The 21157-nt window shown below is 44.9% G+C and carries 33 protein-coding genes; 31 read left to right on the forward strand and 2 right to left on the reverse strand.

From position 1 onward, the window contains the following. The first annotated feature begins 14 nt into the window (after positions 1-14). The 28 genes from rpsQ (at position 15) to HF638_RS27330 (ending at position 17151) form a co-directional block, all read left to right on the forward strand. Positions 15-281, forward strand: a complete 267-nt coding sequence (gene rpsQ / locus HF638_RS27195; RefSeq protein WP_017692084.1) for a 30S ribosomal protein S17 — start codon at positions 15-17, stop codon at positions 279-281. 35 nt (positions 282-316) lie between these two features. Beyond that, positions 317-685 carry a 50S ribosomal protein L14 gene (gene rplN / locus HF638_RS27200; protein WP_169483047.1) on the forward strand — a complete coding sequence of 123 codons (369 nt, stop codon included), beginning with the start codon at positions 317-319 and terminating at the stop codon, positions 683-685. Positions 686-724: 39 nt separating this feature from the next. Beyond that, a complete protein-coding gene (gene rplX, locus HF638_RS27205) occupies positions 725-1078 on the forward strand; it encodes a 50S ribosomal protein L24 (RefSeq protein WP_017692086.1) in 354 nt (117 codons plus the stop codon). A gap of 32 nt (positions 1079-1110) precedes the next feature. Then, entirely contained in the window at positions 1111-1653 is a 543-nt protein-coding gene (gene rplE / locus HF638_RS27210; protein ID WP_017692087.1) for a 50S ribosomal protein L5, read from the forward strand. Between the two features lie 73 nt (positions 1654-1726). Then, positions 1727-1912: a type Z 30S ribosomal protein S14 gene (locus HF638_RS27215; RefSeq protein WP_013312154.1), complete on the forward strand. Its 186-nt coding sequence runs from the start codon at positions 1727-1729 to the stop codon at positions 1910-1912. Positions 1913-1944: 32 nt separating this feature from the next. Further along, the gene (rpsH, locus tag HF638_RS27220; protein ID WP_017692088.1) at positions 1945-2343 is read left to right on the forward strand and encodes a 30S ribosomal protein S8; all 399 of its coding nucleotides are present in this window, start codon (positions 1945-1947) and stop codon (positions 2341-2343) included. A gap of 30 nt (positions 2344-2373) precedes the next feature. Continuing rightward, positions 2374-2916, forward strand: a complete 543-nt coding sequence (rplF, locus tag HF638_RS27225) for a 50S ribosomal protein L6 (RefSeq protein ID WP_017692089.1) — start codon at positions 2374-2376, stop codon at positions 2914-2916. A gap of 117 nt (positions 2917-3033) precedes the next feature. Beyond that, complete coding sequence (rplR, locus tag HF638_RS27230; RefSeq protein WP_017692090.1) at positions 3034-3402, forward strand: 50S ribosomal protein L18; 369 nt, start codon at positions 3034-3036, stop codon at positions 3400-3402. 27 nt (positions 3403-3429) lie between these two features. After that, positions 3430-3927, forward strand: coding sequence for a 30S ribosomal protein S5 (rpsE, locus tag HF638_RS27235; RefSeq protein ID WP_017692091.1), 498 nt, complete (start codon positions 3430-3432; stop codon positions 3925-3927). A 13-nt stretch (positions 3928-3940) separates the two neighbouring features. Beyond that, positions 3941-4126, forward strand: coding sequence for a 50S ribosomal protein L30 (gene rpmD / locus HF638_RS27240; RefSeq protein WP_017692092.1), 186 nt, complete (start codon positions 3941-3943; stop codon positions 4124-4126). 43 nt (positions 4127-4169) lie between these two features. Then, on the forward strand, positions 4170-4610 hold the full coding sequence (gene rplO / locus HF638_RS27245) for a 50S ribosomal protein L15 (protein WP_062836188.1): 441 nt from the start codon (positions 4170-4172) through the stop codon (positions 4608-4610). Then, positions 4610-5908: a preprotein translocase subunit SecY gene (secY, locus tag HF638_RS27250; RefSeq protein ID WP_169483048.1), complete on the forward strand. Its 1299-nt coding sequence runs from the start codon at positions 4610-4612 to the stop codon at positions 5906-5908. Before rplO ends, secY begins: the two co-directional genes overlap by 1 nt. A gap of 90 nt (positions 5909-5998) precedes the next feature. Beyond that, on the forward strand, positions 5999-6643 hold the full coding sequence (locus tag HF638_RS27255; RefSeq protein ID WP_036607188.1) for an adenylate kinase: 645 nt from the start codon (positions 5999-6001) through the stop codon (positions 6641-6643). Positions 6644-6646: 3 nt separating this feature from the next. Then, on the forward strand, positions 6647-7399 hold the full coding sequence (gene map, locus HF638_RS27260; RefSeq protein ID WP_062836189.1) for a type I methionyl aminopeptidase: 753 nt from the start codon (positions 6647-6649) through the stop codon (positions 7397-7399). Positions 7400-7409: 10 nt separating this feature from the next. Next, a complete protein-coding gene (locus HF638_RS27265; RefSeq protein ID WP_105406980.1) occupies positions 7410-7718 on the forward strand; it encodes a KOW domain-containing RNA-binding protein in 309 nt (102 codons plus the stop codon). A gap of 3 nt (positions 7719-7721) precedes the next feature. Then, positions 7722-7937: a translation initiation factor IF-1 gene (gene infA / locus HF638_RS27270; RefSeq protein WP_017692098.1), complete on the forward strand. Its 216-nt coding sequence runs from the start codon at positions 7722-7724 to the stop codon at positions 7935-7937. A gap of 152 nt (positions 7938-8089) precedes the next feature. Further along, on the forward strand, positions 8090-8203 hold the full coding sequence (gene rpmJ, locus HF638_RS27275; RefSeq protein WP_003333770.1) for a 50S ribosomal protein L36: 114 nt from the start codon (positions 8090-8092) through the stop codon (positions 8201-8203). Positions 8204-8223: 20 nt separating this feature from the next. Next, on the forward strand, positions 8224-8592 hold the full coding sequence (rpsM, locus tag HF638_RS27280; protein ID WP_062329455.1) for a 30S ribosomal protein S13: 369 nt from the start codon (positions 8224-8226) through the stop codon (positions 8590-8592). A 19-nt stretch (positions 8593-8611) separates the two neighbouring features. Next, on the forward strand, positions 8612-9007 hold the full coding sequence (gene rpsK / locus HF638_RS27285) for a 30S ribosomal protein S11 (protein ID WP_017692100.1): 396 nt from the start codon (positions 8612-8614) through the stop codon (positions 9005-9007). Between the two features lie 136 nt (positions 9008-9143). Then, on the forward strand, positions 9144-10088 hold the full coding sequence (locus HF638_RS27290; protein ID WP_017692101.1) for a DNA-directed RNA polymerase subunit alpha: 945 nt from the start codon (positions 9144-9146) through the stop codon (positions 10086-10088). A 34-nt stretch (positions 10089-10122) separates the two neighbouring features. Next, positions 10123-10488 carry a 50S ribosomal protein L17 gene (gene rplQ / locus HF638_RS27295; RefSeq protein WP_105406981.1) on the forward strand — a complete coding sequence of 122 codons (366 nt, stop codon included), beginning with the start codon at positions 10123-10125 and terminating at the stop codon, positions 10486-10488. Positions 10489-10646: 158 nt separating this feature from the next. Further along, a complete protein-coding gene (gene truA, locus HF638_RS27300) occupies positions 10647-11420 on the forward strand; it encodes a tRNA pseudouridine(38-40) synthase TruA (RefSeq protein WP_169483049.1) in 774 nt (257 codons plus the stop codon). 208 nt (positions 11421-11628) lie between these two features. Further along, positions 11629-12066 (forward strand): 50S ribosomal protein L13, encoded by a 438-nt coding sequence (rplM, locus tag HF638_RS27305; RefSeq protein WP_017692104.1) that lies wholly within the window; start codon positions 11629-11631, stop codon positions 12064-12066. 19 nt (positions 12067-12085) lie between these two features. After that, positions 12086-12478 (forward strand): 30S ribosomal protein S9, encoded by a 393-nt coding sequence (gene rpsI / locus HF638_RS27310; protein WP_017692105.1) that lies wholly within the window; start codon positions 12086-12088, stop codon positions 12476-12478. A gap of 783 nt (positions 12479-13261) precedes the next feature. Continuing rightward, entirely contained in the window at positions 13262-13954 is a 693-nt protein-coding gene (locus tag HF638_RS27315; RefSeq protein WP_169483050.1) for a phosphoadenylyl-sulfate reductase, read from the forward strand. A gap of 23 nt (positions 13955-13977) precedes the next feature. After that, positions 13978-15147: a sulfate adenylyltransferase gene (gene sat, locus HF638_RS27320; RefSeq protein WP_169483051.1), complete on the forward strand. Its 1170-nt coding sequence runs from the start codon at positions 13978-13980 to the stop codon at positions 15145-15147. A gap of 68 nt (positions 15148-15215) precedes the next feature. Beyond that, a complete protein-coding gene (gene cwlD / locus HF638_RS27325) occupies positions 15216-15971 on the forward strand; it encodes an N-acetylmuramoyl-L-alanine amidase CwlD (protein WP_169483052.1) in 756 nt (251 codons plus the stop codon). Between the two features lie 79 nt (positions 15972-16050). Further along, a complete protein-coding gene (locus HF638_RS27330; RefSeq protein ID WP_169483053.1) occupies positions 16051-17151 on the forward strand; it encodes an Mrp/NBP35 family ATP-binding protein in 1101 nt (366 codons plus the stop codon). Positions 17152-17237: 86 nt separating this feature from the next. Here HF638_RS27330 and gerD read toward each other — a convergent pair whose 3' ends face one another. Beyond that, the gene (gene gerD / locus HF638_RS27335; protein ID WP_169483054.1) at positions 17238-17993 is read right to left on the reverse strand and encodes a spore germination lipoprotein GerD; all 756 of its coding nucleotides are present in this window, start codon (positions 17991-17993) and stop codon (positions 17238-17240) included. 125 nt (positions 17994-18118) lie between these two features. On the opposite strand from gerD, the gene HF638_RS27340 reads away from it, so the two are divergent. Continuing rightward, positions 18119-18751 (forward strand): KinB-signaling pathway activation protein, encoded by a 633-nt coding sequence (locus tag HF638_RS27340; RefSeq protein WP_169483055.1) that lies wholly within the window; start codon positions 18119-18121, stop codon positions 18749-18751. A gap of 101 nt (positions 18752-18852) precedes the next feature. Here the strand turns inward: HF638_RS27340 and pdaB are convergent, their stop codons facing one another. After that, a complete protein-coding gene (gene pdaB, locus HF638_RS27345; RefSeq protein WP_169483056.1) occupies positions 18853-19629 on the reverse strand; it encodes a polysaccharide deacetylase family sporulation protein PdaB in 777 nt (258 codons plus the stop codon). Between the two features lie 122 nt (positions 19630-19751). Between pdaB and HF638_RS27350 the strand changes: the two genes are divergently transcribed. Together HF638_RS27350 and HF638_RS27355 are read left to right on the forward strand one after the other, a co-directional pair. After that, complete coding sequence (locus HF638_RS27350; protein ID WP_169483057.1) at positions 19752-20369, forward strand: stage II sporulation protein M; 618 nt, start codon at positions 19752-19754, stop codon at positions 20367-20369. 153 nt (positions 20370-20522) lie between these two features. Next, complete coding sequence (locus HF638_RS27355) at positions 20523-20753, forward strand: hypothetical protein (RefSeq protein ID WP_017692114.1); 231 nt, start codon at positions 20523-20525, stop codon at positions 20751-20753. Positions 20754-21157: the final 404 nt, after the last annotated feature.

The following is a 21157-nucleotide window of genomic DNA, read 5'->3' on the forward strand; positions in this document are numbered from 1 at the left end:
GAAGGAGGCCAACAATGAGCGAAGAACGTAACGCACGTAAAGTGCAAACCGGTAAAGTGGTCAGCGATAAAATGGACAAAACGATTGTTGTTGCTGTAGAAACTTACAAAAAACACAACTTGTACCATAAACGCATTAAGGTTACTAAAAAATTCAAAGCACATGACGAAGAAAACACTGCGAAAATCGGTGACACGGTGAAAATCATGGAGACTCGTCCGCTTTCGAAAGATAAACGCTGGAGACTTACTGAAATCGTAGAAAAAGCGGTTATCATCTAATGCATCAGCAGCATAGCTGAAAGGAGGAATACTAAATGATCCAACCATTTACACGTTTGACTGTGGCTGACAACTCCGGTGCGAAGGAACTGATGTGTATCCGCGTACTCGGCGGTACGGGACGTCGTACAGCTCAAATTGGTGATTTGATCGTTTGTTCTGTAAAACAAGCAACACCAGGCGGCGTTGTCAAAAAAGGTGATGTAGTCAGAGCGGTTGTCGTTCGTACGAAACGTTCTATACGTCGTAAAGACGGTTCCTACATCGGTTTTGATGAAAATGCAGCAGTTGTTGTAAAAGACGACAAAAGCCCACGTGGAACACGTATTTTCGGACCTGTTGCTCGTGAACTTCGCGACAAAGACTTCATGAAAATCGTTTCCTTGGCTCCAGAAGTTATCTAAAGCTTAATCTCGTGATGTTAGAAACAGGAGGTGTACGAAATGCCAAGAGTGAAAAAAGTTCTGGAATCCCATAACAACAAACTTCACGTTAAAAAGGAAGATACGGTTATGGTGATCAGCGGTAAAGACAAAGGTAAAAAAGGCCGTGTCATCGCTGCTTATCCTCGTGAGAACCGCGTCCTTGTGGAAGGTGTTAACATGGTGAAAAAACACCAGAAGCCTAACCAGCAAAATCCGCAAGGAGGCATTATCGAGAAGGAAGCTCCGATTCACGTTTCCAACGTAATGCACATCGATCCGAAGAGCGGAAAAGTAACCCGTGTAGGTTACAAAGTTTTGGATAACGGTAAGAAAGTGCGCGTTGCTAAACGTTCCGGAGAAATTATCGACTAATTGAACCGAATGAGAAAGGAGGGCTATGATTCATGGCATCAAGAATGAAAGAACGTTACCTGCAAGAAATCGCTCCTGCTTTGATGCAGAAGTTCAACTATACAACGGTAATGCAAGTGCCGAAAATCGAGAAAATCGTTATCAACATGGGTGTGGGCGACGCTGTCCAAAACTCTAAAGTGTTGGATTCCGCAGTAAACGATTTGCAACTGATCGCAGGTCAAAAACCTGTAATCACTCGTGCTAAAAAATCTATCGCAGGTTTCAAACTGCGTGAGAATATGCCTATTGGTGCGAAAGTTACATTACGCGGTGAGCGTATGTACTTCTTCCTAGATAAGCTGCTCAACGTAACGCTTCCTCGTGTCCGCGACTTCCGTGGTGTATCGAGCAATGCTTTCGATGGACGTGGTAACTATACACTGGGTCTGAAAGAGCAATTGATCTTCCCGGAGATCGAATACGATAAAGTTGATAAAGTCCGCGGTATGGATATTGTCATTGTAACAACGGCGAAAACAGACGAAGAGTCCCGTGAATTGCTTACGCAAATGGGAATGCCTTTCGTTAAGTAATGTTGGCATAACGTTTCCGGGTGTCTGGAAAGACTCCCTTTTCTCCGAAATTATTTAGGAGGTGTCAGGCTAAGTGGCAAAAACTTCGATGAAAGTTAAACAACAACGTACACCAAAGTTTAAAGTACGTGCATATACACGCTGTGAGCGTTGCGGACGTCCACATTCGGTCCTGCAAAAGTTCAAAATTTGCAGAATTTGTTTCCGTGAATTAGCTTATAAAGGCCAGATCCCTGGCGTGAAAAAAGCAAGCTGGTAAAAAGTCCTGAACGGGAAGGAGGTTAACTCACAATGACTATGTCTGATCCAATTGCAGATATGCTTACTCGTATTCGTAACGCGAACACTGTTCGTCACGAAACAGTAGAAATGCCTGCTTCGACAATGAAAAAACAAATCGCCGATATCCTGAAGCGTGAAGGTTTCATCCGTGACGCTGAAGTTATCGATGATAACAAACAAGGGATTATCCGTGTTTTCCTGAAATACGGTCAAAATAACGAGCGCGTTATCACTGGTCTGAAAAGAATCAGTAAACCTGGTCTTCGTGTTTACACGAAAAGCAACGAAGTACCTCGTGTACTTGGTGGCCTGGGAATCGCGATCATCTCGACATCTAAAGGTATCATGACGGACAAAGAAGCTCGTCAATCGAAATCCGGCGGAGAAGTCGTTTGCTACGTTTGGTAATATAACGTCACAAGATAGGAGGTGCAACATATGTCTCGTATTGGTCGCAAACCAATCACAGTACCAAGTGGTGTAGACATCACCCTGGACAACACCGTTATTACGGTAAAAGGACCAAAAGGAACTTTGACTCGTGAGCTTCATAAAGACATGAAGGTTACAGTTGAAAATAACGAAATCACAGTTGTGCGTCCTTCCGATAACAAAACTCACCGTTCTTTGCACGGCACAACGCGTAGCGTTGTAAACAATATGGTGAGCGGCGTTACTGAAGGATTCGCAAAATCTCTGGAATTGGTTGGGGTCGGATATCGTGCAAGCAAATCCGGAGATAAAATCGTTCTGAACGTTGGCTACTCTCACCCGGTTGAAATTACACCGGAAGCGGGAATCGAATTCGAAGTACCTTCGAATACGAAAATCATCGTTCGCGGAATCGATAAAGAGCGTGTAGGTGCTTACGCTGCTAAAATCCGTTCCGTTCGTGAACCTGAGCCGTACAAAGGTAAAGGTATCAAATATGAAGGCGAGCGTATCATCCGTAAGGAAGGTAAAGCCGGTAAGAAGAAATAAGATTTCTCTTACCGCCTTTGCGCGGCTTTCGGCTTGCTTGCTTCGTGTGTTTCTAATATACCCCGTGGCTTCTGCTTTGAAGCCAGCGAGGTAACCTGAAAGGAGTGAATCTTTGAGATGATTACGAAACCAGATAAAAATAAGGCTCGTCTGAAAAGACACCTTCGTGTTCGTAAGAAAATCCAAGGAACGGCAGCACGTCCTCGTTTGAACGTATTCCGTTCTGGTAAACATATGTATGCTCAAATTATCGATGATGTTGCTGGTGTAACAATCGCTTCCGCGTCTACCGTAGACAAAGAATTGAGCACTGACATCAAAAATGGTGCATCTGTTGAATCAGCTCGTAAAGTCGGCGAACTCGTTGCTAAACGTGCGAAAGACAAAGGTGTTTCCAACATCGTATTTGACCGTAGCGGTTATCTGTACCATGGTCGTATCGCAGCTTTGGCTGAAGCGGCTCGTGAAGCAGGACTTGAGTTTTAAGATATTTTTCAAAAGGAGGTTAACGACTTGCGTGTAGATCCGAATACTTTGGAACTGACTGAAAGAGTTGTAAATATTAATCGCGTAGCTAAAGTAGTAAAAGGCGGACGCCGTTTCAGCTTTAGCGCACTGGTTGTAGTCGGCGACGGCAACGGCTGGGTTGGAGCTGGTATCGGTAAAGCGGGCGAAGTACCTGATGCAATTCGCAAAGGTATTGAAGACGCTAAGAAAAACCTTGTACACGTTCCACTCGTAGGAACATCGATTCCTCACTTGGTAACAGGTAAGTTCGGCGCAGGACGCGTTCTGTTGAAACCAGCATCTGAAGGTACTGGTGTTATCGCTGGTGGTCCTGTACGTGCGGTTCTCGAACTTGCTGGTGTAGGTGACATTTTGACAAAATCTCTGGGTTCTTCGAATTCCATGAACATGGTCAATGCGACTTTGGAAGGTTTGTCCCGTTTGAAGCGTGCTGAAGACGTGGCTAAACTGCGCGGAAAATCCGTCGAAGAGCTTCTGGGTTAAGGAGGGAATTCTCATGGCGAAATTAGAAATTACCCTCGTCCGCAGCTTGATCGGACGTCCGGAGACGCAAAGAACAACTGTGAAAACATTGGGCTTGCGCAAAATCAATAGCAAAGTGGTACAAAACGATAATCCTGCCATCCGTGGTATGATTAACAAAGTAAGCCACTTGGTTGCTGTTAAAGAAGTAGAAGCTTAAAAACGGGTTAATCCCACAAATCTTTAAGGAGGTGCAACGAACGATGAAGTTACATGAGCTTTCACCATCTCCTGGATCCCGCAAAGAACGTAAACGTCTTGGTCGCGGTCCAAGTAGTGGTACAGGTAAAACATCAGGTCGCGGTCACAAAGGACAAAACGCTCGTTCTGGCGGTGGAGTACGTCCAGGCTTCGAAGGTGGACAAAATCCATTGTATCGTCGCTTGCCAAAACGTGGTTTTGTAAACCCAACTCGCAAAGAATATGCAGTTGTGAATACTGAAGACCTGAACAGTTTTGCTGCGGGTACTGAAGTAACTCCAGAATTCTTGATGACGAACGGCGTAGTTAAAAACGCTAAATCCGGAATCAAAATCCTGGGTAACGGTGATGTCACTGTGAAGCTGACTGTTAAAGCTAACAAGTTTTCTCAATCTGCTATTGAGAAAATTGAAGCTGCCGGCGGTACAACTGAGGTGATTTAATGTTCAAGACCCTAAAGAATATCTGGCGGGTTGAAGATCTGCGCAAAAGGGTATTATTTACCCTTTTTGTACTGATCATTTACCGCATCGGATCCTTTGTTCCCGTACCGGGAGTTAACAAAGACGTGTTCGAAGCGACAAATTCTGCGGGTAAAGAAGTTTTTGGACTTCTAAATACGTTCTCGGGTGGAGCGCTCTTCCAGTTCTCGATATTTGCGCTCGGGATCGTGCCTTACATCACTGCGTCTATCATAGTACAGTTGCTTTCCATGGACGTTATTCCTAAATTAGCGGAGTGGGCAAAGCAAGGTGAACAAGGTAAGAAGAAATCTGCACAATTGACCCGTTATTTAACCATTGGCCTGGCATTGATTCAAGCGTTTGGTACGTCGATCGGATTCAACCGCTTGTACAATACAGACATGATTCCTAACGCTACATTTGCAGATTATATCTTGATCGCGATTGTACTTACGGCCGGTACTTCATTCCTGATGTGGCTTGGTGAGCAGATCACCGAGAAGGGCATAGGAAACGGGATTTCGATCTTGATCTTTGCGGGTATCCTATCTACGGTGCCTAACATTATCAAACAAACAATCGAATCCGACTTCATTCAACCTGACCAACTGTTTATGAATATTCTTAAAGGTGTAATCATCGCAATTGTTATTGTGCTGATCATCATAGGGGTCATTTACATTCAGCAGGCGATTCGGAAAATTCCGGTACAGTACGCTAAACGTGTCGTAGGTAACAAAATGTACGGTGGACAGAATACACATATCCCGCTGAAAATTAATGCAGCAGGTGTTATCCCTGTCATCTTCGCATCATCGCTGTTGATGTTCCCAACGATTATCGCCAACTTCTGGGCAGATCGCCTTTGGGCACAGTGGATCGGACAGAACCTGACTACACACAAACCTCTGGGTATGTTGCTGTATGTCGTGATGATCTTCGGGTTCACATTCTTCTATACTTTCGTACAGATGAATCCACAGCAGATGGCTGATAATATGAAAAAGAACGGCGGTTACATCCCAGGCATTCGTCCGGGTAAAGCAACCGAGAAATATCTGACCCGTGTCATGACTCGTTTGACAATGGCCGGAGCCATCTTCTTGGCAGTCATTTCCGTTCTGCCTGTATTCTTAGGGGCACTTTCTGGTTTGCCTCAATCTGCGCAAATTGGAGGAACATCCCTCCTGATCGTTATCGGTGTTGCGCTGGATACGATGAAGCAAATCGAAAGCCAATTGATCAAACGCCACTACAAAGGTTTTATCAATAAATAGGCAATAGGTACCGGTCAAGCTAAGATTTACTTGCCGGCACCTATTGTGCTGTTTGTTGATGTAGGGTAGTCTTGGAGGGAGTGACATAACGTGAACATCCTATTCATGGGCCCTCCGGGGGCAGGAAAAGGAACGCAAGCAGACGTCATCGTGAAAGAGTTCGGTATTCCCCATATTTCAACAGGCGATGCATTTCGTCTCGCGATCAAACAGGGAACTCCCATTGGCATGAAAGCCAAGGAATATATGGATCAAGGATTGCTTGTACCAGATGATGTAACCATTGGCATCGTTGAAGAACGTTTGCAGCAGCCTGACTGCAGAGAAGGTTTCCTCTTGGACGGATTTCCAAGAACTCTTTCGCAAGCAGAAGCGCTTGATGGCATTCTGGATCGATTGAACTCAGGTCTCGATCATGTAATCAACCTGAAAGTGGATCGCAATAAATTGCTGGCTCGTTTGACGGGTCGTCGAATTTGTAAGAACTGTGGTTCCACTTATCATGTGGTATTCAATCCGCCTAAGCAGGAAGGTATTTGTGATAAATGCGCCGGTGAGTTGTATCAACGCTCTGATGATAATGAAGAGAGTGTAGGTACTCGACTGGACGAGTATATCAACAAAACAGCACCACTCCTCACGTTCTATGAGACTAAAGGTCTTCTTCGTCAAATGAACGGAGAACAGGATATCGATCAAGTTTCTCAAGAAATCGTGTCCTTACTGAGAGGTTAATTGATGATCATTGGTAAGTCCGAAACGGAACTGGGCTTGATGAGGGAAGCAGGGAGAATTGTTGCGGAAACGCATCGTCTCTTGGCAGAGCATATCGCTCCCGGTATTACGACTGGAGAACTTGACCATATGGCCGATCAATACATCCGCAGTCAAGGAGCTGTGCCGTCTTTCAAAGGTTATAACGGTTTCCCTGCCAGTGTGTGCGCTTCAGTAAATGAAGAGTTGGTACATGGATTTCCCGGCAAACGCAAGTTGAACGAGGGCGATATCGTTACGTTTGACATTGGCGCGCAGTACCAGGGGTATCATGGAGATTCCGCCTGGACTTATCCGGTCGGCCGTATTTCCGAAGAAGCCCGTCGTCTTCTGGACGTTACCGAGGCTTCGTTATACGCAGGTCTGGCGCTGGTAAAACCGGACGTTCGCTTGTTTACAATATCTCATGCGATTCAGAAATATATTGAAGATGAAGGGTTCTCCGTAGTTCGTGAATATGTCGGTCACGGCATAGGCGCGGATCTGCATGAAGAACCACAGATTCCGAACTATGGTCTTCCCGATCGGGGACCACGGCTTAAAGCGGGCATGGTGCTGGCCATAGAGCCGATGGTTAACGTAGGTAGACGGTATGTGAAAACGTTGGAGGATAACTGGACTGTCGTTACAGTTGATGGAACGTTATGTGCCCACTTTGAACACACCGTAGCAGTTACACCAGATGGTATGGAAATTTTCACGAAACTGAATGCGTAGGTGATAAGGCATGAACAATCAGTCTAATCCGCAGCTCGGTCAACTTGTGAAGATCCGTAAAGGCCGCAATGCGGACCAAGCCGCAGTAATTGTTGCTATAGCGGACAGTAGGTTCGTATATATTGCGGATGGAGACAAACGGAAGTTTGATCAACCCAAGAAGAAGAGTCTTCTTCATCTTGAACTCCAGCCCATGATTAGCAGCGAGGTTGTGAACAGTTTAAACGAGTGTGGTCGGGTGACAAATGGAAAGCTCCGCTATGCGGTTCATTCATTTCTGGAATCCACCAACATTCAAGCTGAAGAGAAAGGAGACTGACTAATGGCCAAGGAAGATGTCATTGAAGTGGAAGGTACGGTTCTCGAACCGCTACCGAATGCAACATTCAAGGTTGAGCTTGAGAACGGTCATCAAATTCTCGCTCACGTTTCCGGAAAACTACGGATGCACTTTATCCGTATCCTGACTGGAGACAAAGTAGTTGTTCAGTTGTCGCCTTATGATTTAACAAAAGGTCGTATAACTTACCGTAAATAGTAGTAGACAGTTGCAATGAACTGTGAAGCTTATGAAGCGGGTTTTGCCCGGCAAAACTTGCGAAAGCTTCGAAGCCGGTTTTACAATAGTAGAACAAGGTCAATGCTTACGAAGAGGGTTTTGCTTAGCAAAACTTTGAGGAGGTAATTCACATGAAGGTAAGACCTTCGGTCAAGCCGATTTGCGAAAAGTGCAAAGTCATTCGCCGCAAAGGGAATGTTATGGTTATCTGTGAAAATCCGAAACACAAACAAAAACAAGGTTAAAGAAGGGGGTGTAGCGTAAAATGGCACGTATAGCTGGTGTGGATTTGCCACGTGATAAGCGCGTTGAGATCGCCTTGACTTATATTTTCGGAATCGGTAAAACGACTTCCCAGAAAATTCTGAGCACAACAGGCATCAATCCGGACACTCGTGTTCGTGATTTGACGGAAGATGAAGTCAGCAAATTGCGTGAAAGTATCGATAAAGAGGTCAAAGTAGAAGGTGACCTGCGTCGAGAAATCTCTTTGAATATTAAACGTTTGACGGAGATCGGTTGTTACCGTGGAGTTCGTCATCGTCGTGGTCTGCCTGTTCGTGGACAACGTACGAAAACGAATGCTCGTACTCGTAAAGGTCCTCGTCGTACAGTAGCGAACAAGAAAAAATAATAAGGGGGGATAAGAGAAAATGGCTAAACCGAAAAAAGTCGTACGTACTAAACGTCGTGACCGTAAGAATATTGAATCTGGCGTGGCGCATATCCGTTCCACTTTCAATAACACTATCGTTACTATTACGGATCCTCACGGAAATGCAATTTCGTGGGCAAGCTCAGGCGGCCTCGGATTCAGAGGTTCCCGTAAATCGACTCCGTTTGCTGCACAAATGGCTGCTGAGACTGCTGCCAAAGCTGCAATGGAACATGGGATGAAAGCCGTTGAGGTTATGGTTAAAGGACCAGGCGCAGGCCGTGAAGCAGCGATCCGCTCTTTGCAAGCTGCTGGTCTTGAAGTTAACCTGATCAAAGACGTAACTCCAGTCCCGCATAACGGATGCCGTCCTCCAAAACGTCGTCGTGTCTAATGAGATTTGCCCCTGCGTGTGGTATATTTCCGGCACAATCTGCTAATAATGGTTGTTTAGGCATACTACTACATGTTTTCGCAAGAGAAGGTAAATGTTTCATAGAGGACCGACGTTTTGAAGGAGGGGTATTGCAGTGATTGAAATCGAAAAGCCGAAAATTGAGACGGTAGACGTCAACGATGATGGCACCTATGGGAAATTCGTAGTAGAACCGCTTGAGCGCGGATACGGTACGACGCTTGGAAACTCGCTTCGCCGAATCTTGCTCTCGTCACTGCCGGGTGCGGCAGTGTCTTCGGTTCAAATCGATGGCGTTCTGCATGAATTTGCTACAGTTCCTGGCGTAATGGAAGATGTTACGGAGGTTATTCTTAACCTGAAAGCTTTGTCGCTTAAGATTCATTCGGATGAGGAGAAAGTGCTCGAGATTGATGCTGAAGGCGAAGGAGCAATTACGGCTGGAGATATCCGTGCTGACTCCGATGTGGAAATCCTTAACCCGGATTTACACATTGCTACGCTCGGACCAGGTTCGAGACTTCACATGCGTATTTTTGCCAATCGCGGTCGCGGCTACGTCCAGGCAGATCGGAATAAACGCGATGACCAGCCGATCGGCGTCATCCCAGTCGATTCCATCTTCACCCCGATCAGTCGCGTTAACTACGCTGTGGAAAATACGCGTGTCGGTCAAGTGACCAACTATGACAAGCTCACGTTGGAAGTTTGGACTGATGGAAGTATTCGTCCTGAAGAGGCTGTAAGCCTTGGCGCTAAAATTTTGACTGAGCATTTGATGCTCTTCGTGGGTCTTACAGACGAAGCGAAAGATGCAGAGATCATGGTCGAAAAAGAAGAAGACAAAAAAGAAAAAGTACTCGAAATGACGATAGAAGAGCTGGATCTCTCTGTTCGTTCCTACAACTGCCTCAAACGTGCCGGTATTAATACTGTGCAAGAGCTGACTACGAAAACGGAAGAAGACATGATGAAAGTCCGTAACCTCGGACGTAAGTCTTTGGAAGAAGTTCAAGAGAAGCTTGAGGAACTTGGTTTGGGACTCCGTACAGAAGAATAGACAGCCGAGTACTTGAAGTGAAGGAGGGAAAACAATGGCATATCAAAAGTTGGGCCGTAATTCCAGCGCACGTAAAGCTTTGTTCCGTGACTTGGTAACCGACCTGTTCTTATACGAACGTATTCAGACAACTGAAGCGAAAGCAAAAGAGGTTCGTTCTATTGCTGAAAAAATTATCACTAAAGCGAAAAAGGGAGATCTTCATGCCCGTCGCCAAGTGGCAGCTTATGTTCGTCGCGAAACTATCGATGGTGAGCAAGATGCAATCCAAAAACTGTTTAGCGAATTGTCTACTCGTTACGCTGAGCGTCCAGGTGGATACACTCGTATCTTGAAACTGGGACCTCGTCGTGGTGACGCTGCGCCAATGGTTTACTTGGAACTGGTAGACCGCGCGTAAAACAGATGAGATGAGGAAAGGGGCAGAATCAACGATTCTGGATTAACCCTTTTTTTCTCTTCATTTCGGATTTCGTGCTGTAATAGAAGCTCCGTAAGGAGCTTCTTTTGCTGTTCGGGATAGGGATATGTATAGTATGGAACAAAGGTGTGGTAATAATGCGGAACTTATGTATGACGTTAACCTATGATGGCACTGCCTATTACGGCTTTCAAGTACAGCCGGGAGGGAATACCATTCAGGACTATCTTGAAGATGCAATTCGTGCACTGACCGGTGAGACTATTAAAATTACAGGATCAGGTAGAACGGATGCAGGTGTTCACGCCCGCAGACAGATCTTCAATTTTCCTACGGAGTCCCAGATCCCGATTGAACGTTGGTGTGGTGCACTCAACTCTAGATTACCATCCGATATTGTCGTTATTGATGCAACTGAGGTGCCGACTAATTTTCATTCTCGCTACGCAGCGAAAAAGAAAACATATCGTTATACTATCAATGCGAATCAATTTCCGGATGTATTCAATAGAAGATTGCAGTATCATCATCATGCGAAGCTGGACATTATGGCAATGCAGGAGGGCTTACGTCACTTCATAGGCACGTATGATTTCACCTCCTTTGCTTCACGCAAGTCTCAGAAAGAGAATCATGTTCGTTCGGTATACGAAGCATGGATGGAAGTGGACCGATCAATGTGCAGAGACCATCCGCGTGATCAGGGTGTCATTCACATTTATGTGAGTGGTAACGGCTTTTTGCAGCATATGGTTCGTATCATTGTAGGGACGCTGCTGGTAATCGGAGAGGGCAAACGGAAAGCCTCTGATGTACCGAATATGATTGCTGCATGTAATCGATCTGCTGCAGGACCTACTGCAGTTAGCTGTGGTTTAATGCTCTGGGATCTTGAATACCAAATGGATTAAATTTAGTGAGTAATTACAGTTAAATAACACTTGCGATTTAATTGATTATCCTGTAATATAAAAGTTGTGTTTTCTTAATGGCTTTCCCACAGCCCCAATTAAGATGTTCACATCGAAATTTAACAATCCATCAACACCTAAAGTTATAACCTAACGAACGAAGATAAATGAAAATAATGATTTTGAACATTTTAAGGAGGAACTTTTCATGCGTACTACGTACATGGCGAAGCCTAACGAAGTTGAGCGCCAATGGCACATCATTGATGCTGAAGGCAAAACCCTCGGACGTTTGGCGAGCGAAGCAGCTGCTTTGATTCGCGGCAAACATAAGCCACAATTCACTACACACGTGGACACTGGCGATTTCGTTGTTATCATCAATGCTGAGAAAATCGTATTGACTGGTAAGAAAATGCAAGGTAAAAAATACTACCGTCACTCGATGCACCCAGGTGGTTTGAAAGTAACTACGGCTGAAGAAATGATTAAGAACAAACCTGAGCGTGTGTTGGAATTGGCTGTTCGCGGTATGCTTCCTAAAACTCGCATGGGCGAGAAAATGAAGCTGAGACTTAAAGCGTACAAAGGCACTGAGCATCCACATGCAGCACAAAAACCAGAAGTTTACGAACTTCGCGGTTAATTAAAAGGAGGACAGTTTCATGGCACAAGTACAATACTATGGGACAGGTCGTCGTAAACATTCGGTAGCACGTGTTCGCCTTGTACCGGGTGAAGGACGCATTGTCATCAATAAACGTGATATTAATGAATACTTCGGTTTGGAAACACTCAAACTGATCGTAAAACAACCACTGAACTTGACAGAAACGCTCAACAACTATGACGTTCTTGTTATTGCTCATGGTGGCGGAATCTCCGGTCAAGCCGGCGCAATCCGTCATGGTATCTCCCGCGCTCTGCTCAAAGCAGATCCGGAATACCGTGCATCCCTGAAAAAAGCAGGATTCCTGACTCGTGACCCACGTATGAAAGAGCGTAAAAAATACGGTCTTAAAGCGGCTCGTCGCGCACCTCAGTTCTCCAAACGTTAATATTAAAGCCTTTGGCCTCGGCCAAAGGCTTTTTTATATACTCATGACTGTTCCACTTTATACTGCATGAGAGTTTATGTATTAGCCCTCATGTCTCTCCACATGCTTATACATTAACCCTACAATGCCTATTCAGAATCCTCGTAATGTTCCTCAATACAATCCTTTAGTGTGTGTTAATACATTTTACATAACCTCTCTAATCGGTTTTACATCATTCGATGTACTTTTATCCATCTTTCTACCTCCGCTTTCTATAACAGCTCCTTATATGATCATCTATTAGTGCTCACGCTGAATTTACCTGAATTCATTCGGCTTGTTGTTTTCTACTTCACTCTTTAGTGTGAACCTCATCAGTATTTCTTATGGAAACGATAAAAGTCCCTTACATATCAATTGCTATATGTCGCAACTCTGCTCACCTTAAAACTTCTTCATCTCTTTCTTCATTTTCAATAAATTGGTGCCATTTCGATTCTGCTCTTGAAGACATGAACTGTGCAAACCCAACAGCAGCAAAGGTTTCCAAGGTAAGGTGATATATTTTCATCTGCCCGATGATGTGGACTATTCTGATTGTTTTTATCTGAGTAACAGAGAAATGCGTAAACTGAACCAAAATAATGTGTCTGAGCGACGTTTAAAAGTGGGCAAAAACTGATTTATTTTACCATATGGCAGGCATTGACATCCCCAATGAAAGATTTATACTAAACATAATTCATATTAGATTAGTCGGCTTTAAGATGTATTGAAATGCAGAATGGGGGAAATTCACAGATGAACTTGTTGGAGAAAGAAGAACTTGCACGGACTAAGGCAGAGGAACTGGAGCATGCCAGCCCAGAGGATATTATTCGGTATGCGATTGAAACATTTCCAAATATCACTTTTGCATGTAGTTTTGGTGCAGAAGATGTTGTACTTGTAGATATGGTGCAGAAAATCAGCCCCTCTACAGATATTTTTTATCTCGATACGGATTTTCACTTTAAGGAAACATACGAAACACGTGATAAGATGCAGGAGAACTATAATCTTGATTTTGTACGTGTATCACCTAAGATTACTCCTGAAGAGCAGGCAGCTCAGCATGGTGAAGAGATGTGGAAGTCTGACCCCAACGGATGTTGCAATATCCGCAAAGTCGAGCCGCTGACACGTATTCTTTCACAGTATGATGCATGGATTACAGGTATCCGTAGAGATCAAGCGCCAACTCGTGCAAACTCGAAAAAGGTTGAATATGATTCCAAGTTCGGCCTGATGAAGTTTAATCCGATTGCGCACTGGACGACGGAGGATGTATGGCAATATATTCGTGACAATAACGTTGTATATAACCCACTTCATGATCAGAACTACCCGAGTATTGGTTGTGAGCATTGCACACGTCAAGTTATGCCTGGCGAGGACCCACGTGCTGGTCGCTGGTCTGGTAATGATAAAACGGAATGTGGCCTTCATAAATAATTGATAAACAAGGAGCTGACAAGATGACATCGATTCTGCCTCATGGAGGTACGCTGGTTCAGCGTATCGTACAAGGAGAAGAACGGGAGCAGTTATTGCAAGACAGTAAGGATTTTTCCTCTTTGCGTATTAATACCTGGACGATATCCGATTTGGATCTGATTGGCGTAGGTGCGTTCTCACCACTCCAAGGTTTCATGAATGAGGAAGATTATTTATCGGTTGTGTCTCGCATGCGTCTCGCGGATGGAACGGTATGGAGTATACCGATTACACTTGCTGTTGACGATGCACAGGCGGCATCCCTTCAGATTGGTGAGCGTGTGAAACTTGTTGGTGATCAAGATGGGGTAACCTATGGTTTGCTCGAAGTCCAAAGTATATACCAGGTGGATCAGGGTGAAGAAGCACGACGTGTTTTCAAAACTGATGATTCAGAGCACCCGGGTGTCAAAAAACTGTTGGAGCGTCCTGCAACATATGTAGGAGGTCCAATTCAAGTTCTGAACCGTCCAAAACCTTCGAAATTTGAAGAGTTTTATTATGACCCTGCGGATACCCGGAAGATTTTCCAGGAGAAGGGTTGGAAGACGGTAGTTGGTTTTCAGACACGTAATCCGGTCCATCGGGCCCATGAGTACATCCAGAAGAGCGCTATGGAGATTGTAGATGCACTCTTCCTGAATCCGCTCGTTGGAGAGACGAAGTCGGATGATGTTCCCGCAGATGTTCGGATGAAGAGTTATCTGGTGTTGCTAGAGAACTATTATCCAGCTGATCGTGCGTTTCTTGGTGTGTTCCCTGCAGCTATGCGGTATGCCGGTCCACGAGAAGCTATTTTTCATGCGATGGTCCGCAAAAATTACGGTTGTACCCACTTTATAGTCGGTCGTGACCATGCGGGTGTTGGCGATTATTACGGAACATATGAAGCACAGGAGATCTTTACTAACTTTACGGCAGAGGAGCTGGGGATCACTCCGTTGTTCTTCGAACATAGTTTCTTCTGTACGAAATGTGGAAATATGGCTTCCAGTAAAACTTGTCCTCATGATAAGGAACACCATATGACGCTTTCCGGCACCAAAGTGCGCGGGTTGCTACGTGACGGGCAGTGCCCTCCACCTGAATTTACACGTCCTGAGGTAGCTGAGGTGCTTATTGAAGGAATGGCGGAGCAAGTCCGGTCCTAACGGTATATTTGTCCATCTTGTCCCATATAGATGATTAGAGTCATTTATAGGGACGAGGTGGTTTTTTTATGCGTAAAAATATGGGGAAGCACTTTGTAGTCTGGATCAGGTTAAAGACAATTAAAAGGGTCATGTTAAGCCTCGGTTTGCTGGCCATGTTAGTGGCAGTGATGTCCTATGAGCTACCTTCCGCAAAGACGTCAGGCTACTGGAGTTTGCCGATGGCGGGTAAAGTCATTGCTATTGATGCAGGTCATGGAGGTCCGGATGGAGGAGCGGTGAGTAAACAGGGGGTTATTGAAAAGGATATCAATCTGGCTATCGCCCTGTATGTGAGAGATTATTTGCAACAGGCAGGGGCTTTAGTTGTGATGACCCGAGAAATAGACACCGATCTGGCGGAATCGGACACCAGGGGGTACTCCAAACGCAAAACGGAGGATCTGAAGCAAAGAGTACGGCGGATTGAGGATAAACAAGCGGATCTCTTTATCAGCATTCACATGAACAGTGTTCCTTCAAACCGATGGAGTGGAGCGCAGGTTTTCTATACTCCAAACCATCCGGATAACGAAGGACTGGCCAATCTGCTTCAACAAGAGATGGTTCGTAATCTGGAGAATACAGATCGAATCGCCAAAACGGTTAATACAGTTTACCTGTTACAGGCTTTGAAGATCCCGTCAGCGCTAGTAGAAGTGGGTTTTCTTTCTCATCCCGAAGAGGCACGTATGCTTGCGGACGAGGCTTATCAACGTAAAGTAGCAGCTTCGATCTATAATGGGGTTCTCAGATATTCCTCAGGAGAACGACCTAAAAGTTAGTCATAACAAGAAGGGTAATGATATAATTGGAGCAGCATACCTAATTACATGCCAATAGATAAAGCTGAGGTGCTGTCTGATGTTATCAAAAGAACAGATACTTGAACTATTACAGCCATTACAAGAACCGCAATTGGGAGTAAGTCTGACCGAACTGGAATGGGTTCGTGATGTTATGTTGAAAGAAAATCATGTGGCTCTGACCATGGTGACACTGGAGAACCGACCTGAGGATACAACAGCCTTGAGTGACGCTGCGCGTAATCTGTTGTCCCAGCACGGAATGAAGGATGTACATATTCGCGTGCGTGCAGCTTCTGAGCATGATCGTGAGAGCCTGAATATGGGACAACCTGATGATGAGCAGGATCCGGACGAAGTGCTTGTGAAAGGTCACGCAGCCGGTCTGGATGGACATGAGTTGTTAAGCCCTGAATCAGGCGTTCGTTTTATTGCTGTGGCCAGTGGTAAAGGCGGCGTTGGTAAATCAACAGTGACCGTTAATCTGGCTGCAGCCTTGGCACGACAAGGTAAGAAAGTGGGATTGATTGATGCCGACATCTATGGCTTCAGTGTACCCGACATGATGGGGATTGAGGAGTATCCAGTTGTGGAAGACGGCGTTATTCAACCGGTGGAGCGTTTTGGTGTCAAAGTCATGTCGATGGGTTTCTTTATTCGGGAGAACAACCCAGTAATTTGGCGTGGACCCATGCTCGGTCGGATGCTGCGTCAATTCTTTACTGATGTCCAGTGGGGTGAGTTGGATTATATGTTACTGGACTTGCCACCAGGTACGGGAGATGTTGCTTTGGATGTGCATCAGATGTTGCCACAGAGCAAGGAAATCATCGTTACCACGCCGCATGCAACAGCAGCTTTTGTCGCAGCACGTGCAGGTGCAATGGCCATCCAGACAGATCATGAATTACTAGGTGTGGTTGAGAACATGGCTTACTACGAGTGTGGCAGTTGCGGAGAGAAGGATTATGTCTTTGGTCGTGGGGGCGGGGGAAGGCTTGCGGAAAGTCTGCATACAAGCTTACTTGCCCTGATTCCATTAGGTACTCCAGATAATCATCCTTCCGAGCCTGATTTCTCACCGTCTGTTTACAAAGCAGACTCCCGTATTGGGGCCATCTACGATGAAGTGGCTCGGTCCATTGAATCCAAATTCTAATGGGAAGTTCGTTATAAATACAAATAAAGCCTGCGTCCATTCGGATGCAGGCTTTTCAGTTTCTATGGTGTACCTACATCTACTGTTTATGAACCTCCGCCTTCACCAGAATCTCCACTGCTTCCACCATCTCCGCCATCGCTACCTCCCTGACCTTCTTGTTGTCCGCCTTGTTCTTTTCCCTCTTCTCCGCCACTTTCTACTTTGGGTTGTAATTCCTCCTGCACAACCTTCTTGAGCAAAGTGAGTACTTCCATGCGGAATAACGGGTTCTGCATCACTTCCTGCATAACAGTCATCGTCTGTTTACGATAATCCGGAGTTTTGGTCATATCCATGAACATCTTGGATACCTCAGGTGACTTCATGATGTCTCCAACAGACTTTTGATATGTGGGATCTTTGATCAACTGCATATGGAGTTGTTTGCTTTGCGCGTTGATCACTTTGGCAAATTCCCCGGCAAACTGTGGATCTGTCATGATCTTCTCGAATTCCTTCTGGTATTCGGGAGCTGTAATGGTATCTTTTACTGCAATACGTATTTGTTCCGAAGATTGCACAGGCATTAACATTTTCATACCAATGGTTCCCGAACCACCACCCGATCCGCCGCCACCTTCTTCTGAACCGCCGCCTTCACCGCTGGATGAGCTTTGACCGGTAAGAGATTCCTCCACCGCTTTCTTGCCTTCATCACTTTTCAAAATATCGACAACCATCGTTTTCATCTCTTTATAACTGCCCTGAGGAGGCGAAGAACTCTGATCTGAACCGCAGCCGGCAAGCATGACGGATAGCCCCAGTACGACACAGCATAGCTGCCACAAAGGCCGTTTCATGTGTACAATCCCTCCTTGATTAGATACTGGATGTAGTATGTGATGGGAAAGGGGGAAATATGTTGAGCAATGATGGTTTTTTGCTGTGAAGGTTGGTAAAATAAACACTCGGGGGTGGAAAACATTTGAATTTACGTAAATGGTTTTTCCTGTTTTGGACAGCCTTGCTTATTGGGGCCGCGGGAGCACTAGGTACAGGATTGATTATGATGCTGGTGAACGGAGAGAAAACAAATGGATTGAATGATTTTCTTCTGTATCTTCTGATCCTCTTTGGATCAGGGGTTATGATCAGCGTATATTCACAAATGGGTTTCTTTGCATATCTGATATTGAATTATATGGGTAAAGGTGTATTTCCAAAGCGCGGTTGGCAGATCGTGCAGATTGTACTAACGGTGTTAGCCCTGCTTGACGTGATGTTTTTACGCCTGTTTGTTGGGGGAGACCGGGAACGCATATCGGATATTGTGCTAGGTATCATTATTTTGGCAGCTGCAATTGTTACCGCTTACGTTAAAGTGAAACTGACTCATATCTCCGCGCTCGTACCTACACTCTTTTTCATGATTTCCGTCACCATAGTGGAGACAATCGGCGTATTACGTATTGATGTGAATGCTGCAACCATATTTATTGTGGTTCCTTTGCTCTTATGTAATGCATACCAAATGCTGATACTGCACAGGCTGGTGGATGTATCTACGAACCGGAGTGTAGGTGGAAAAGCAGAACACTTGAATGAAAGCCGCGCATAGAAATCGTTTTGCATAAAAAAACATACCAAAAAGAGCTAACCTGGTTAGCTCTTTTCAACTTTTGCGCACCTATTTGAGCTATAGCTCCAATAATCTAGCAATCATTGACCGCTGGCTTGGTCACGAACTTCTTTGCCTTCGACACTGGAATGGTTCAGCAATTCCGAGACGGTAACGAATTCATAGCCCTGATTTTTCAACTTGTCGATAATGACAGGCAGTGCTTCATGCGTTTGTTTGGAGGAATCGCTTGCATGCAGCAGTACGATGTCACCCGGATGTGCTTTACTAACCACGCGATCAACAATGGTCTGTACACCAGGGTTTTTCCAATCCAGGGAGTCAGTATCCCACTGTACAACCTGATAGTTCAGACTATTGGCTACCTGAAGTACACGTTTGTCAAAGTCCCCGTTGGGCAGACGTAGTAATTTCGGTTCTTTTCCCGTTAAATCGGTTAAAATGCTATGAGCTGTCGAAATTTCTTTGCGGATTTCTTCCTCAGTCAGGCTGCTGTAATTCTCATGTCTATGTCCATGGCTACCAATTTCATATCCTGCATCTTTGATAGCTGTGACAATCTCGGGGTGTGTCTTGCTCCAGGGGGAGGAAAGGAAAAAGGTTGCCTTCTGCACTTTATTCTCCTGAAGAACTTTCAGAATCGGCTCGGTCCGTTTATCCCCCCAGCTAATGTCAAAGGTTAATGCAATAACCTTCTTCTCGGTTGGAACGCTGTACACGGCTGATGGTGCTTCCTCCGAGAATACGGAGACATTACCTCTCTCCAGATAGATAATACCGATCGCAAAGACGGCAGCAACCAGGACAATCAGGTAACGTTTAATCTTTTTGCCGCTAAATACATAGAACGAGTTCATTTCAATAAGCGCCCCTCTCCCATAAGAAATGCTTGTTTACTCTCCAATGTATGCTCGTACTGCCCAGTTATTCGTCACTGATCCTTGTTTGTCCATCATTTTAGATTCTACAGGAGGTTATTATGTTAAAATTCAGTACATTTCTTAAAGATATTGGCTCCATCCGCAGTGCTTTAATCTGGTCCATAGTTTTGTTTGCCGCAGGAATAGGGGCGGGATGGGTGAGTACAGGTCCATTGGAGGAACTGTTGTTGAATCAAATCGGAGGATTACGCGAGGTCAGTGAACGGCTAGAGCAGGGAGGCAACGTGCAGTGGAACTTCTTCCTGTTTATCTTTTTCAATAATGCCATCAAAAGCGTACTTGTCATCTATGCCGGTATATTCTTCGGAATTCTTCCTGTCATCTTCCTGCTGATCAATGGGATGGTTCTTGGATTTGTTGTTCACACCACGATGAATTATGGAGCAAGCTTCTATGATATTGTGGTTAAAGGATTACTTCCGCATGGCATTATTGAGATTCCGGTCATTATTATTGCTTGCGCATTCGGACTGAAATTTGGTGGACTGGTTATCAAAAGCCTTGTACAACTTGGAAGCGACAAACGAAATACGATTGGTACACGGTGGAAAGTATTCATGAACAGAACGTTAACCGCATCCTTCTGGGTTGTTATCTTGCTTCTTGTTGCAGCGATCATTGAAAGTACACTTACGTATGCTCTGGTGAGAGGATAAAATTTTGTGATGGTTGGCATTCATAAATTTTCAGAAAGTTGACCATAACAATAAAACGGGTTCCAGCAGCATCCACAAAAGCGAATGCAGGGGGTGCTGCATGAAACTTGTGTAAGTGTGATAAAGAGGCTATGCACAAAAAGGAGAACTCTAATGCTGGGTATGTTGTTTAACGAGAAGGAATGCAAGGAACTAGACTATGTACTACGTAAAGAATTAGATGAAATGCTGTTCGATCTAAGTGATAATCGTCTTGACCAAGAGATCAAATATGCTATCGCGAGCCGATATAAGACTGTGTTCCGCATGTATGCACGCTTTGCCCCGCCAAAAGAGTTGTCCAAGTATGCAAGAGGTGGGAAGCTGAAAAAGTCGAAGCCGTAACGTGCTGAAGCTGGTCATATATTCGGTGTACTGTAGTGGAAGTGAGGTGCGGCTCTTCATAGCGGGTGCTGTACCTCTGAACCATGAAAGTATTGAATTTGCTGAGGGGTTCATACTTTTTGTCGAAAAAGGGTTGACCTTTCTAATTTCATATGGTAAATTAATTTTCGTTCCTTTTTTAGGAGCGGTTCACCGAAACAAGCATGAAAATAAAGCGATTGAAAATAATCGAAAAAAAATGCTTGCAAAGAGAACTTCAACATGATATATTATAAAAGTCGCCGCTGAAACGACGACAACATGAAAGATAGCAACAAATTGAATGTTTTTGATCTTTGAAAACTGAACAACGAGTGAGTAAACATTCTGCTTGCAGAATGAACGCGAAAGTTTGAGACAAGCCT

The sequence above is a fragment of the Paenibacillus sp. SZ31 genome, assembly GCF_012912005.1.
In the GTDB taxonomy this organism is placed as follows: domain Bacteria; phylum Bacillota; class Bacilli; order Paenibacillales; family Paenibacillaceae; genus Paenibacillus.

Excerpts from the sequence above, each read along its gene's own strand:
- rpmJ (WP_003333770.1), top strand. The coding sequence starts at position 8,090 with ATGAAGGTAAGACCTTCGGTCAAGCCGATTTGCGAAAAGTGCAAAGTC.
- rpsI (WP_017692105.1), top strand. The coding sequence starts at position 12,086 with ATGGCACAAGTACAATACTATGGGACAGGTCGTCGTAAACATTCGGTA.
- rplE (WP_017692087.1), top strand. The coding sequence starts at position 1,111 with ATGGCATCAAGAATGAAAGAACGTTACCTGCAAGAAATCGCTCCTGCT.
- rplQ (WP_105406981.1), top strand. The coding sequence starts at position 10,123 with ATGGCATATCAAAAGTTGGGCCGTAATTCCAGCGCACGTAAAGCTTTG.
- rpsK (WP_017692100.1), top strand. The coding sequence starts at position 8,612 with ATGGCTAAACCGAAAAAAGTCGTACGTACTAAACGTCGTGACCGTAAG.
- infA (WP_017692098.1), top strand. The coding sequence starts at position 7,722 with ATGGCCAAGGAAGATGTCATTGAAGTGGAAGGTACGGTTCTCGAACCG.
- secY (WP_169483048.1), top strand. The coding sequence starts at position 4,610 with ATGTTCAAGACCCTAAAGAATATCTGGCGGGTTGAAGATCTGCGCAAA.
- HF638_RS27330 (WP_169483053.1), top strand. The coding sequence starts at position 16,051 with ATGTTATCAAAAGAACAGATACTTGAACTATTACAGCCATTACAAGAA.
- rpsM (WP_062329455.1), top strand. The coding sequence starts at position 8,224 with ATGGCACGTATAGCTGGTGTGGATTTGCCACGTGATAAGCGCGTTGAG.
- HF638_RS27355 (WP_017692114.1), top strand. The coding sequence starts at position 20,523 with ATGCTGGGTATGTTGTTTAACGAGAAGGAATGCAAGGAACTAGACTAT.
- HF638_RS27350 (WP_169483057.1), top strand. The coding sequence starts at position 19,752 with ATGTTAAAATTCAGTACATTTCTTAAAGATATTGGCTCCATCCGCAGT.
- cwlD (WP_169483052.1), top strand. The coding sequence starts at position 15,216 with ATGCGTAAAAATATGGGGAAGCACTTTGTAGTCTGGATCAGGTTAAAG.
- sat (WP_169483051.1), top strand. The coding sequence starts at position 13,978 with ATGACATCGATTCTGCCTCATGGAGGTACGCTGGTTCAGCGTATCGTA.
- map (WP_062836189.1), top strand. The coding sequence starts at position 6,647 with ATGATCATTGGTAAGTCCGAAACGGAACTGGGCTTGATGAGGGAAGCA.
- HF638_RS27315 (WP_169483050.1), top strand. The coding sequence starts at position 13,262 with ATGAACTTGTTGGAGAAAGAAGAACTTGCACGGACTAAGGCAGAGGAA.
- rpmD (WP_017692092.1), top strand. The coding sequence starts at position 3,941 with ATGGCGAAATTAGAAATTACCCTCGTCCGCAGCTTGATCGGACGTCCG.
- rplM (WP_017692104.1), top strand. The coding sequence starts at position 11,629 with ATGCGTACTACGTACATGGCGAAGCCTAACGAAGTTGAGCGCCAATGG.
- gerD (WP_169483054.1), bottom strand. The coding sequence starts at position 17,993 with ATGAAACGGCCTTTGTGGCAGCTATGCTGTGTCGTACTGGGGCTATCC.
- rplX (WP_017692086.1), top strand. The coding sequence starts at position 725 with ATGCCAAGAGTGAAAAAAGTTCTGGAATCCCATAACAACAAACTTCAC.
- rplO (WP_062836188.1), top strand. The coding sequence starts at position 4,170 with ATGAAGTTACATGAGCTTTCACCATCTCCTGGATCCCGCAAAGAACGT.
- rplN (WP_169483047.1), top strand. The coding sequence starts at position 317 with ATGATCCAACCATTTACACGTTTGACTGTGGCTGACAACTCCGGTGCG.
- pdaB (WP_169483056.1), bottom strand. The coding sequence starts at position 19,629 with ATGAACTCGTTCTATGTATTTAGCGGCAAAAAGATTAAACGTTACCTG.
- rplF (WP_017692089.1), top strand. The coding sequence starts at position 2,374 with ATGTCTCGTATTGGTCGCAAACCAATCACAGTACCAAGTGGTGTAGAC.
- truA (WP_169483049.1), top strand. The coding sequence starts at position 10,647 with ATGCGGAACTTATGTATGACGTTAACCTATGATGGCACTGCCTATTAC.
- rpsQ (WP_017692084.1), top strand. The coding sequence starts at position 15 with ATGAGCGAAGAACGTAACGCACGTAAAGTGCAAACCGGTAAAGTGGTC.
- rplR (WP_017692090.1), top strand. The coding sequence starts at position 3,034 with ATGATTACGAAACCAGATAAAAATAAGGCTCGTCTGAAAAGACACCTT.
- HF638_RS27265 (WP_105406980.1), top strand. The coding sequence starts at position 7,410 with ATGAACAATCAGTCTAATCCGCAGCTCGGTCAACTTGTGAAGATCCGT.
- rpsH (WP_017692088.1), top strand. The coding sequence starts at position 1,945 with ATGACTATGTCTGATCCAATTGCAGATATGCTTACTCGTATTCGTAAC.